General features: G+C 41.9%; 12 protein-coding genes. 11 read left to right on the top strand and 1 reads right to left on the bottom strand.

What is annotated here, in order from left to right:
• Window positions 1-3: 3 nt before the first annotated feature.
• The 11 genes from sufD to B9L23_RS17120 all read left to right on the top strand — a co-directional run bounded on the left by sufD (window position 4) and on the right by B9L23_RS17120 (window position 10,930).
• Window positions 4-1,317 carry a Fe-S cluster assembly protein SufD gene (gene sufD, locus B9L23_RS17170; protein ID WP_081189141.1) on the top strand — a complete coding sequence of 438 codons (1,314 nt, stop codon included), beginning with the start codon at window positions 4-6 and terminating at the stop codon, window positions 1,315-1,317.
• Window positions 1,314-2,534 carry a cysteine desulfurase gene (locus B9L23_RS17165; RefSeq protein ID WP_062755805.1) on the top strand — a complete coding sequence of 407 codons (1,221 nt, stop codon included), beginning with the start codon at window positions 1,314-1,316 and terminating at the stop codon, window positions 2,532-2,534. Before sufD ends, B9L23_RS17165 begins: the two co-directional genes overlap by 4 nt.
• Complete coding sequence (gene sufU / locus B9L23_RS17160) at window positions 2,524-2,961, top strand: Fe-S cluster assembly sulfur transfer protein SufU (RefSeq protein WP_015864990.1); 438 nt, start codon at window positions 2,524-2,526, stop codon at window positions 2,959-2,961. The genes B9L23_RS17165 and sufU overlap by 11 nt, the downstream gene beginning before the upstream one ends.
• 31 nt (window positions 2,962-2,992) lie before the next feature.
• Window positions 2,993-4,390 (top strand): Fe-S cluster assembly protein SufB, encoded by a 1,398-nt coding sequence (gene sufB / locus B9L23_RS17155; RefSeq protein WP_015864989.1) that lies wholly within the window; start codon window positions 2,993-2,995, stop codon window positions 4,388-4,390.
• 342 nt (window positions 4,391-4,732) lie between these two features.
• A complete protein-coding gene (locus tag B9L23_RS17150) occupies window positions 4,733-5,581 on the top strand; it encodes a DUF72 domain-containing protein (protein WP_089098068.1) in 849 nt (282 codons plus the stop codon).
• Between the two features lie 17 nt (window positions 5,582-5,598).
• Entirely contained in the window at window positions 5,599-6,417 is an 819-nt protein-coding gene (locus B9L23_RS17145) for a sulfite exporter TauE/SafE family protein (protein ID WP_089098067.1), read from the top strand.
• A 13-nt stretch (window positions 6,418-6,430) separates the two neighbouring features.
• Window positions 6,431-7,822: a bifunctional metallophosphatase/5'-nucleotidase gene (locus B9L23_RS17140; protein WP_089098348.1), complete on the top strand. Its 1,392-nt coding sequence runs from the start codon at window positions 6,431-6,433 to the stop codon at window positions 7,820-7,822.
• A 56-nt stretch (window positions 7,823-7,878) separates the two neighbouring features.
• On the top strand, window positions 7,879-8,181 hold the full coding sequence (locus B9L23_RS17135) for a YunC family protein (protein WP_015864982.1): 303 nt from the start codon (window positions 7,879-7,881) through the stop codon (window positions 8,179-8,181).
• A gap of 73 nt (window positions 8,182-8,254) precedes the next feature.
• Complete coding sequence (yunB, locus tag B9L23_RS17130; protein WP_081189138.1) at window positions 8,255-9,004, top strand: sporulation protein YunB; 750 nt, start codon at window positions 8,255-8,257, stop codon at window positions 9,002-9,004.
• 298 nt (window positions 9,005-9,302) lie between these two features.
• On the top strand, window positions 9,303-10,817 hold the full coding sequence (locus B9L23_RS17125) for a sodium-dependent transporter (protein WP_081189137.1): 1,515 nt from the start codon (window positions 9,303-9,305) through the stop codon (window positions 10,815-10,817).
• 5 nt (window positions 10,818-10,822) lie between these two features.
• A complete protein-coding gene (locus B9L23_RS17120) occupies window positions 10,823-10,930 on the top strand; it encodes a methionine/alanine import family NSS transporter small subunit (protein WP_015864979.1) in 108 nt (35 codons plus the stop codon).
• A 44-nt stretch (window positions 10,931-10,974) separates the two neighbouring features.
• Here the strand turns inward: B9L23_RS17120 and B9L23_RS17115 are convergent, their stop codons facing one another.
• On the bottom strand, window positions 10,975-11,937 hold the full coding sequence (locus B9L23_RS17115) for a M23 family metallopeptidase (RefSeq protein WP_223812248.1): 963 nt from the start codon (window positions 11,935-11,937) through the stop codon (window positions 10,975-10,977).
• Window positions 11,938-12,012: the final 75 nt, after the last annotated feature.

Raw genomic sequence — 12,012 nt, 5'->3', positions numbered from 1 at the left:
ATTATGACGACAGGAACAAAAATACCATTCGACCAACAATATGTGCGCTCATTTTCCAGCGGACGCGGCGAACCGGACTGGCTTTTACAGCTTCGCTTACAAGCTCTTGCTAAAGCAGAAGAGTTGCCGCTGCCAAAGCCGGATAAAACAAAAATTGACAAATGGAATTTCACACAATTTGCTAATCATGTAGTGGAAAGCGCGCCGTTTGCTTCATTAGATGAATTGCCTGAAGCAGTAAAGGCGCTTATTGAAGCAGGAGAGGGAACGAAAAACTTATATGTCCAACGCGACCATACACCAGCATATTTATCTCTATCGGATGAGTTGAAAGCAAAAGGCGTCATTTTCACTGATATTTTCACAGCAGCACGTGAGCATGGGGATTTGTTGCAAAAATATTTGATGAAAGATGGCGTGAAAATTGACGAGCATCGTTTAACGGCGTTGCATGCTGCGCTACTTAACGGCGGTGTGTTCGTATATGTGCCGAAAAATGTTGTAGTGGATGTTCCGCTTCAAGCTGTTTATATTCAAGAAAATGATGATATCGCATTATTTAATCATGTCATCGTTGTAGCGGAAGATAATAGCCGGGTTGTTTATGTGGAAAACTATATTTCCGTAAAAGAAACTAGCAAAGCAGTTGTCAATATTGTCGCCGAAGTGTTTGCCAACACGAATGCTCGTGTGTTTTTTGCTGCGGTGGATAACTTGGCAAAAGGTATTACAACCTATGTAAACCGCCGCGGTATCGCTGCCCGTGATGGCCGCATTGAGTGGGCGCTCGGTTTAATGAACAATGGAGATACAGTTTCTGAAAACATTACCCGCTTAATAGGTGACGGTTCTTTCGGCGATACGAAAACGGTCGTTGTCGGTCGAGGAGAGCAAGTACAAAACTTTACGACAAGCGTTGTTCATTATGGTAAACATACGGAAGGCTACATTTTAAAACACGGTGTTGTGAGAGACAGCGCGACTTCGATTTTTAACGGAATTGGAAAAATTGAACATGGCGCTTCTAAATCGAACGCGCAGCAAGAATCGCGTGTTCTAATGCTAAGCGAAAAAGCGCGTGGAGATGCGAACCCTATTTTATTAATTGACGAAGACGATGTAATGGCAGGACATGCTGCATCGGTCGGCCGCGTTGATCCTACGCAGCTATATTATTTAATGAGCCGCGGTATTCCGAAACATGAGGCAGAACGTCTTATCATTCATGGATTTTTAGCTCCTGTTGTAGAGGCTATTCCGATTGAAAGTGTGAAAAAACAACTTATTGAAGTAATCGAAAGGAAAGTGCAGTCATGAATACGAAAGAGGTTCGGCAGCTGTTTCCGATTTTGGACCAAGAAGTAAACGGGAAGCCGCTTATATATCTTGACAACGCTGCGACATCACAGAAACCTCTTCCCGTCATTGAAGCGATTGATCACTATTATCGCCAGTACAATTCAAATGTCCATCGCGGCGTGCATACGCTTGGTACGAAAGCGACGGACGCATATGAAGGAGCACGTGAAAAGGTACGACGGTTTATTAATGCGAAGTCCACACAAGAAATCATTTTTACAAGAGGAACGACAACGGCGTTAAATATGGTTGCAGCGAGCTATGGCCGCGCTAATTTACAAGAAGGCGATGAAATTGTCATCACGTACATGGAGCACCATAGCAATATTATTCCATGGCAGCAAGTCGCTAAACATACGGGAGCCACATTAAAGTATATTCCGCTTCAGCCAGATGGAACGATCGACCTAAAAGATGTAGAAGCGACGGTCACATCCAATACAAAAATTGTCGCTATTGTACATGTTTCCAACGTTTTAGGAACGATTAACCCAGTAAAAGAAATTGCAAAAATCGCCCACAAACATGGCGCTGTCATCGTAGTGGACGCCGCGCAGAGCGCTCCTCATATGAAAATCGATGTTCAAGATCTAGATTGTGATTTTTTGGCGTTTTCTGGGCATAAAATGTGCGGTCCGACAGGAATTGGCGTATTATATGGTAAAAGGGAATTATTAGAGAAGATGGAACCGGTAGAGTTTGGCGGCGAAATGATTGATTTCGTCGGCCTGTACGAATCGACATGGAAAGAGCTTCCGTGGAAATTCGAAGGCGGTACTCCAATTATTGCGGGAGCCATCGGTTTAGGAGCGGCAATCGACTTCCTTGAAGAAATCGGATTAGATAATATCGCTGCACATGAGCAGGAACTTGCCCAGTACGCTTTAGAACAGTTGTCCGCGATAGAAGGGATCACGATTTATGGTCCAAAACATCGCGGAGGATTAGTGACGTTTAACATAGAAGGAGTTCATCCGCATGATGTGGCAACCGTCCTTGACGCGGAAGGGATCGCCGTCCGCGCCGGTCACCATTGCGCCCAACCGTTAATGAAATGGTTAAACGTAACAGCTACAGCGCGTGCAAGTTTTTACCTCTATAATACAAAGGAAGAAATCGATCAACTCGTAGTCGCATTACAGAAAACAAAGGAGTATTTTGGTCATGTCTTCTAATAATCCTTTAGATCAGCTTTATCGACAAGTGATTATGGATCATTATAAAAATCCAAGAAATCGTGGTGTTTTAGAGGGAAACAGTGTAGATATTGATATGAATAATCCGACTTGTGGTGACCGTATTCATCTAACGATGAAAGTCGAAGACGGGAAAATTGTGGATGTGAAGTTTGAGGGAGAAGGCTGCTCCATTTCGATGTCATCAGCCTCGATGATGACGCAGGCGATCAAAGGAAAAACGGTGGAAGAAGCGTTGAAGCTAGCCAATATATTTTCCGATATGATGCAGGGGAAAGAACATGATGACTCTGTTGATTTAGGTGATATTGTGGCACTTCAAGGCGTTTCGAAGTTTCCGGCCCGTATTAAATGTGCGACATTGGCATGGAAAGCAATGGAAAAAGGGTTGCACCAGCGTCATTAATGGCAAGAAGAAAAAAGGAGGGTGAAACCGCATGGCGAAAAAAGCGCCAGAAATCGGCGAATATAAGTATGGTTTCGTCGATAAAGACGTATCGGTATTCCGCGCAAAACGCGGGTTGACACGGGAAGTGGTCGAAGAAATTTCCCGCATGAAAAATGAGCCGCAATGGATGCTTGAATTCCGTTTAAAAGCGTTAGATATTTTCTACAGCAAACCAATGCCACAATGGGGTGGCGATTTATCGAGTTTAGATTTTGATGAAATTACGTACTACGTAAAACCGACGGAAAAATCGGGCCGTTCTTGGGATGAAGTACCGGCAGAAATTAAAGCGACATTTGATAAGCTCGGAATTCCTGAGGCGGAACAAAAATATTTAGCAGGAGTATCGGCACAGTACGAATCAGAAGTTGTTTACCATAATATGAAAGAAGATTTGGAGAAACTTGGTGTTATCTTTAAAGATACGGATTCTGCGTTGAAAGAAAACGAAGACCTTTTCCGTGAGTATTTTGCAAAAGTTGTGCCGCCTACGGACAATAAATTTGCTGCGTTAAACTCGGCGGTGTGGTCGGGCGGTTCGTTCATCTATGTGCCAAAAGGCGTGAAAGTAGAAACGCCGTTGCAGGCATATTTCCGCATTAACTCGGAAAACATGGGACAATTTGAACGTACGTTAATTATTGTTGATGAAGGGGCGCACGTTCATTACGTAGAAGGATGTACCGCGCCAATTTATACAACTGCTTCGCTTCATAGTGCCGTTGTTGAAATTATCGTCAAAAAAGATGCGTACTGCCGTTATACGACCATTCAAAACTGGTCGAACAACGTGTTTAACCTTGTAACGAAACGCGCGGTTTGTGAAGAAAACGCAACGATGGAATGGATCGACGGAAACATTGGTTCCAAATTAACGATGAAATATCCAGCAGTTGTTTTAAAAGGAGAAGGTGCACGCGGCTTGACATTATCGATTGCGCTTGCCGGAAAAGGACAGCATCAAGACGCTGGTGCAAAAATGATTCATCTTGCGCCAAACACATCATCGACCATCGTATCGAAGTCGATTTCTAAACAAGGCGGAAAAGTGACTTATCGCGGTATCGTTCACTTTGGCCGCAAAGCGTCAGGATCGCGTTCGAATATTGAATGCGATACGCTCATTATGGATAACCAATCTTCATCCGACACGATCCCGTATAATGAAATTTTAAATGACAACATTTCGCTCGAGCATGAAGCGAAAGTGTCAAAAGTATCCGAGGAGCAATTGTTCTATCTGATGAGCCGCGGTATCTCTGAACAAGAAGCGACAGAAATGATTGTCATGGGCTTTATCGAGCCATTTACAAGAGAGCTTCCAATGGAATATGCGGTGGAAATGAACCGGCTTATCAAATTCGAGATGGAAGGCTCGATCGGTTGATCGTTTTTTAAAAACCATCCATTTGCCTATGGTGAATGGATGGTTTTCACATTTTTGGTTGTACATACCTCTATTGTTCTCAAATTTTTTGCCATTGTGATATAGTTAAAATAAATGTAAGTGTTAAAGCAAAAAATAATCGGTCTTGACAATAAGCTTATGATGAAAATATGTTATATTATCCTGTTATTTCATTCTTATGAAAGGAGGGGAAATCATTGCTTGTGACCAGAGTGGAACAGCATTACATCAAACGAATGCATCCATTGTGGCAAATGTGCGATGAGTTATGTTTGAATAAATTAAACATTATTCATAGCCTGATGAAGCTAGGTGATACGTATGATTTATATCGGATTAACAGGTTGGGGAGATCACGATAGCTTATATCCTCCTGGTCTTGCAGCGAAAGATAAGCTGCAAGAATACGCCGCACATTTTCCCACTGTAGAAGTGGATTCGTATTTTTATGCGATTCAGCCGCGCCAAAATGTCGAGAAATGGATTCATGAAACACCGAATTCGTTCCGCTTTGTCGTGAAAGCATACCAAGGAATGACGGGACATGAGCGAGGCCCGATTCCGTATTCGAGCAAGGAAGAGATGTTTGCTGCTTTTTTAGACTCGATTGAGCCGTTTATCCAGTCAGGAAAGCTAGCGATGGTGTTGTTTCAATTTCCGCCATGGTTTGATTGCCGCCGTGAGCATGTAATGTATTTGCGTTGGTGCAAGGCGCAAATGAAAGAAGTTCCGGCAGCGCTTGAGTTTCGCCATCGTTCATGGTTTTCCCCCCGCTTTTATGCGAAAACATTACAGTTTATGACAGACGAAGGATGGATTCATAGCATTTGCGATGAGCCGCAAGCTGGGGAAGGTTCCATTCCGACCGTGTTATATCCTACAAATGCAGAAAAAACGCTCATTCGTTTGCATGGGCGTAATGTATATGGGTGGAATAAAGCGACAAGCGGAGAAAATTGGCGGGCTGTAAGATATTTATATCGGTATCGGGAAGAAGAATTGCGCGAATGGGTGGCGCATATTGAAACATTAAAAACGAAGACAAAGGATATTTACGTATTGTTTAACAACAATTCCGGCGGAGATGCTGCGGATAATGCGAAGCAATTGATCCGTTTGCTTGGCATTGAATATACGGATTTAGCGCCGCGCCAGCTTGATTTATTTTAGTTATTGGAGATGAGAATATGGAGTATGTGCTGCTAGTCATTGTCGGCTTTTTAGCGGGAACGATCGGAAGTTTAGTCGGTTTAGGCGGCGGAGTGATCATCGTGCCATCTTTGCTGTTTTTAGGCGCTACACATTGGTTGCCGCATGTCACCCCGCAAGCGGCTGTCGGCACTTCGCTCGTCGTCATTATTTTTAACGGACTATCATCAACATTATCCTATATGAAAGAAAAAATGGTTGATTATCAAAGCGGCCTTTTATTTTTTATCGGAAGCGGCCCTGGAGCGATCATTGGCGCGTGGATGAATAATAAGTTGAGCCTTGAGCATTTTTCTTTCTATTTTGGGCTTTTTTTAATCGCTGTATCGTTTTTTTTATCTTTCAGCAAAAATGCTTCAGTACGTTCACAACGAAAAACATTTAAAATTACCCGCACTTACACAACGAATGAAGGGGAAACGGTGACGTATGGATATAATCCGATCGTAGCTATTGTCATCTCTTTCATCGTTGGTTTTTTTGGGGGGATTTTTGGCATCGGCGGCGGTTCATTAATGGTGCCGGCGATGATGATTTTATTTTTCTTTCCGCCTCATGTTGCGGTAGCGACTTCGATGTTTATGATCTTTTTGTCGTCACTTGTCAGCTCGCTTACACATATTTTTATGGGGAATGTACAATGGCTATTTGCGCTTGCTCTAATTCCGGGTGTTTGGTTTGGAGCGAAAACAGGTGCTTTCATTAATAAACGGCTTCGCAGTAAAACAGTGGTCATCGTCTTGCGCCTAGTGCTTGTTCTTTTAGGAATCCGTCTTATTTATGAAAGCTTTTCATAAAGGGGGAGGCTCGTTGAAACGGACAGTATATGTATACCATACGAACGATGTGCATAGCCATTTTGAATATTGGCCGAAAATTTCCTATTTTTTATGTGAACAAAGACAAAAGCATGAAAAAAACAACGAAACGATGTTGTTGTTTGATATTGGGGATTTTATTGATCGCTTTCATCCGATTACGGAAGCAACAAGGGGAAAAGCAAATGTTGATTTATTAAATGAACTTCATTATGATGCGGTAACGATTGGGAACAATGAAGGAATTACCCTTGACTATGAGGAACTAAATGCATTATACAAAAACGCCCGCTTTCCAGTCATTGTCGCCAATTTATTTAAGAAAGACGGGACACGTCCTTCTTGGGCGCATCCGTACTATATTATTCCTATTTCTGATACGTTTCGTGTTGGCGTGATTGGACTAACGGCTTATTTCGCTAAATCTTACGAGTTATTAGGATGGAAAGTGACGCCGCCTCTTGAGATGTTGGAAAACATTGCGGCAGAAGTGAAAAAACAAGCGGATCTTGTCATTTTATTATCGCATTTGGGAATCAACGAGGACGAAAAAATTGCTCAGACGATACCAGAAATTGATATTATCCTCGGAGGGCATACCCATCATTTATTTCCAGAGGGAAAAAGGATTAATCAAACATTATTGTGTGGAGCCGGGAAATATGGAAAGTTTATTGGAGTAGTGAAGTTAGAAATCGGGGAAAGTGATCATACATATAAAGCATTAGCTACCGTTGTGGATGTAAAAAGTCTGCCGGATTTGGAGAAAACGAAGCGCACCTTATCGTTATTAGAACAGCAAAGTTTAGCAACATTGGAAGCGGAACAAGTCGCAGAATTGAAAGAAGACTTGCCGTTACAATGGTTTTCGCCGTCTCCGTTTGCCGAATTGCTCGCTTCAGCACTTAAAGAATGGTGTAAAGCGGAAATCGGCATGGTAAATGCAGGTGTCCTGTTAGAGCCGCTTTACAAAGGAGCAGTAACAAAAAAAGATTTACACCGTATTTGTCCGCATCCGATCAACCCGTGTAAAGTGCAGCTTCGGGGCGCAGAATTAAAGGAAATTATTTTACAAGCAAATACAGAAAGAATGAAATACTTAGAATTTAAAGGATTTGGTTTTCGTGGCAAGGTGATGGGGCAAATGGTATATGATGGAGTCGAACTGGAAACAGAAACGAGTAAAGATGGATCCGAACATATTCGCCACATTATGATTAACGGCAAGCCATTAAATCCAGATCAACTATATGATGTGGCGACGATTGATATGTTTGCGATCGGAAATTTTTATCCCCAAATCCAACGCGCTTCGAAAAAAGAATATTATATGCCGGAATTTTTACGGGATGTTTTGGCATGGAAATTAGCAAACCAAAAATAAGCACATTTCCTTCCCTATTTCATACATTAAAGTAGGGAAAGGAGTGTGGCTTTATCATGATCAACGTAACTCCTATTACGATCGATCATTATCCATTTATTGCTATTTCCGTTCAATTACCAAAGACGAATTTGCTTGCCGTAGCAAGTGAAAAAGGGTACATTATGTGCGGCGCGCTCGATGTGGCGCTATTGAATGAGAAGCTGCGCGACCGTGGAATTGTCGCTGGAAGGGCGGTCGGGGTCCGCACGATTGAACAACTGCTTGAAGCGCCTTTAGAATCGGTGACAGTAGCTGCTGAAGAGTTGGGAATTACGGTCGGTATGAAAGGAAAAGATGCTTTGTTGAAGATGCGGTAAAAAATTATATAACAATTTGCGTTATCTCCCTCCTTTCAAGCATACATATAGCTTGTAAAGGAGGGATTTTATTTTGCCTAGATTTCCCGCACGCTTTCCGAGAAGAGGCCCGCTTCCCTTTCGATATGTATTTTTATTGACATTTGTTTTCTTTATGTTTTCCACAGCTCTCAGTCTTTGGATTGTGAATAAAAGGATCGAACCAGTTTTAATGGAAATTGCTGAAAAGGAAACGAAACGAATTGCCAATTTAGTCATTAATAATGCAATTGAACAACAGTTTTTAAAAGACAATCCGGAAATGAGTGATTTAATTACAGTACAGAAAGATGAAAATGGTAAAATTGCTTCGGTGGATTTTAATGCAGTCATTGTAAATCGAATTTTAGCAAATACGGACGACTATGTAATGCAAAGTTTAAAAGCGGCAACGGAAGGAAAGATTGAAGAACTCGAACTTCCTGACGCCGAACCGGAAAAAAGGAAAAATAGCGGAATTATTTATTATATTCCAATTGGCCAAGTCACCAATAATTCACTCCTTGGCAATCTCGGGCCGCATGTTCCTGTCCAATTTCAAATTATTGGTAATGTATTATCGGATGTAACAAAAGAAATTAAGCCGTTTGGGATTAATAACGTGTTAATTGAAGTGGATATTCACGTTTCCGTAGATATTCAAGTAGTAATCCCGTTTTCAGCAAAAGCTGCAACCGTCTCAACAAAAATTCCGATTGCGATGCATGTGATTCAAGGAGAGGTTCCGGAATTTTATAATAATGGCGGCAATGTCAACCCATCTTTTAAAGTGCCTTCTCATTAGCTTAACGTTTTTCGGTCGCCTGCCGGGTCGGTGAAGATTTTTTATATGTTCGCCGGCTCGGGTTACGGCGTAATAAGCATGTCATATCATGGGCGTCACTTATTTTATGTAAAGAAGAAAAAAAGTTTTGTAATATAGGACAAGTTGCCATTGTTTTTTCCTACATGGAAATAACAAACATAGAAGTCTAATATTGCTTTGACTTCTCGACTAATAGAAAGTATACTATACTTATAAAAGACAGATAAATCAGAAAATAAAAAATTATATTATTCTACAAAAAATGGGGGGACTGTAAATGGAGAATCGACAGCAATGGGGAACGCGCGCAGGGTTTATTTTAGCAGCAGCTGGCTCTGCGATCGGGCTCGGAAACATTTGGCGTTTCCCTGGGGTCGCTTATGAAAATGGCGGCGGAGCATTCTTTTTCCCGTATTTATTCGCTTTGCTTACTGCAGGGATTCCGTTGTTAGTGATGGAATTTGCCATCGGTCATAAATACCGAGGTTCTGCGCCCCTATCGCTTTCCCGCATTCATAAAAACGCGGAGTGGATTGGCTGGTGGCAAGTGCTTATTTCGTTTGTTATTTCTACGTATTATTCCGTTGTTATTGCATGGGCATTATCTTATACGGTATTTTCCTTTAATTTAAAGTGGGGAGAAGATACAGAAAGTTTTCTTTTTAAAAATTATTTGCATTTAGCGGATAAACCGGGTCAATTAGGAGGAATTTCGCTTAATGTACTTATTCCGCTGGTGATTGTCTGGATTGTTACGTTAGGTGTGCTCTATAAAGGCGTTAAAAAAGGAATTGAATTGGCAAACAAAATTTTCTTGCCAACGCTTGTTGTTCTTTTCCTTATCATTGTTATTCGCGCGGTTACGCTTGATGGGGCATTAGAAGGATTAAACGTGTTCTTTAAACCGGATTGGGACCAAATTATGAGCGGAAAAGTTTGGATTGCCGCGTATGGACAAATTTTCTTTAGCTTATCCATTGCTTTTGCTATTATGGTCACGTATGCCAGTTATCTTCCACAAAAATCAGATTTAACAAATAACGCGTTTATTACGGGATTTGCAAACTCTGGATTTGAATTGTTGGCTGGAATTGGAGTATTTAGTGCTCTTGGCTTTTTAGCGCAACAACAAGGGGTAACGGTGGATAAAGTGGTAAGCAGCGGTGTCGGATTAGCATTTGTAGTGTTTCCGAAAATTATTAACGAGTTTCCGACGCTTAATGCCTTTTTCGGTGTTCTCTTTTTCTTATCGTTAACGCTTGCGGGACTAACATCTCTCATTTCGATTTGCGAAACGTATATTGCCGGGATTCAGGAAAAGTTTGGTGTTTCCCGTACGAAATCGGTATTGTTTGGAGGAGGCGTTGCGGCGTTATTATCTCTTTTCTTTGCGTCGCATGGCGGTTTATATTTGTTAGATGTCGTTGATTACTTTATTAACAACTTTGGCATTGCGTTGGCGGGACTTGTTGAGGTTGTTGTAATTGCTTGGGTTGTGCGCGAGCTTAATAACTTGCAAGAGCATGCGAACAGCGTTTCCGATATTATGCTCGGTGCCTGGTGGAAAGTTTGCTTAAGCGTCATCACGCCGCTTGTGTTAGGATATATGATGGTGGATAACATTCGGACAAATATTAAAGAAAATTACTCAGGATACGAAACTTGGTTTGTTACGTCGTTCGGCTGGGTTGTCGCGCTTGCTGTCATTGCAATCGGAATCTTGCTTTCATTCAAGCAATGGCACGGTTCTACTGTCAGAGAAACGCACCAGACGGAAAGCAAGGGGGTTTAAGATAGATGGAAACAAGTGCGGTTGTCATGATGGTTGTTGGTATCGTCGTCATTTGGGGAGGTTTAGCGGCAAGCATTATTCATGCGGTAAGAAAAGCAAGACAAAACGGATAGTGGTATGTAGAGGAAAAGGAGGTCGGTGTTTCATTCCGACCTCCTTATTTTTTCTTTTGTTTTTCCGCACGTTCCCACGCCTTCAGGTGAGGATACGGATCGAAAGACCATTCCGTATATCCGTTATCTTTGTACATTCCATAATGAAGATGCGGTGGAAATTTTCCAGCCGTCCCTGGCGGGCCGTAGCCCGAACTGCCGACCGAGCCGATAATGGTTCCTGGTTCCACGATTTGTCCTTCACGTAAGTTAGGGGAAAATCCATTTAAATGAGCAAAATAGTGATAAGTGTTATTAATATCACGAATACCTACACGCCATCCTCCATAGTTATTCCATCCTTTTAATTCCACGATTCCATAGCAAGTCGATCGTACAGGGACACCGTAGCTGGCAAAAATATCCGTCCCTTCATGAATGCGGCGTCCTCCCCAACCTCTTTTGTCACCCCATGTATCCCGATAGCTGTAATTCGCATGAAGCGGAAGCGGGAATACATGATCATCTAACTTTAACGTCTGATACTTTTTGTAAATTTTTACTTTGCCTAAAATTAAATCAACCGTTTTGCTTCGCTGATAATAGTCCCAAAGGGCCATTTTTATATGTTTATGATCGATTCCATACGATTGAAGAAAGCGTGCCATAGCAAAAATAACATCTTCATCATCTGTCGGATCGGCGACACCGTCTCCGTTTCCATCCATACCAAAACCGCCAAATTGCGAAATCGTAAACGGATTGGTATCATGAGGGTTTTTATTTAAAGGCCCCGCCCAAATTTCCGGTTTGATATAGATGCCAAGTACGCCGGTAGGTTTAGGCAAATCACGGCGCACTTGACGGACGTTCCGTTCATATTGATCAATCGCCGCAAAATAATACCAAGGGATCAGCGAGGCTGCTTCTGCTTTTTTGTATAACTCCATTCGTTTCTGATAAATCTCTTCTTCATCGAATTTTTCTTGGCCAAATATGATTTTTGGTGTCGTGAATATAATTATCATCATTACAATGCCAAATATAAATCGGTACACATACTTCTACCCCTTTCCATTCATCTCCTTTATTTAGTTTGAGGA

The organism is Parageobacillus galactosidasius (assembly GCF_002217735.1).
Classification (GTDB): domain Bacteria; phylum Bacillota; class Bacilli; order Bacillales; family Anoxybacillaceae; genus Parageobacillus_B; species Parageobacillus_B toebii.
This window is presented reverse-complemented; position numbering and strand designations above follow the sequence as displayed.

Bases quoted from the DNA above. Each gene is read 5' to 3' on its own strand.
- sufD (WP_081189141.1), top strand. From the start codon at position 4: ATGACGACAGGAACAAAAATACCATTCGACCAACAATATGTGCGCTCA.
- B9L23_RS17165 (WP_062755805.1), top strand. From the start codon at position 1,314: ATGAATACGAAAGAGGTTCGGCAGCTGTTTCCGATTTTGGACCAAGAA.
- sufU (WP_015864990.1), top strand. From the start codon at position 2,524: ATGTCTTCTAATAATCCTTTAGATCAGCTTTATCGACAAGTGATTATG.
- sufB (WP_015864989.1), top strand. From the start codon at position 2,993: ATGGCGAAAAAAGCGCCAGAAATCGGCGAATATAAGTATGGTTTCGTC.
- B9L23_RS17150 (WP_089098068.1), top strand. From the start codon at position 4,733: ATGATTTATATCGGATTAACAGGTTGGGGAGATCACGATAGCTTATAT.
- B9L23_RS17145 (WP_089098067.1), top strand. From the start codon at position 5,599: ATGGAGTATGTGCTGCTAGTCATTGTCGGCTTTTTAGCGGGAACGATC.
- B9L23_RS17135 (WP_015864982.1), top strand. From the start codon at position 7,879: ATGATCAACGTAACTCCTATTACGATCGATCATTATCCATTTATTGCT.
- B9L23_RS17125 (WP_081189137.1), top strand. From the start codon at position 9,303: ATGGAGAATCGACAGCAATGGGGAACGCGCGCAGGGTTTATTTTAGCA.
- B9L23_RS17120 (WP_015864979.1), top strand. From the start codon at position 10,823: ATGGAAACAAGTGCGGTTGTCATGATGGTTGTTGGTATCGTCGTCATT.
- B9L23_RS17115 (WP_223812248.1), bottom strand. From the start codon at position 11,937: ATGATAATTATATTCACGACACCAAAAATCATATTTGGCCAAGAAAAA.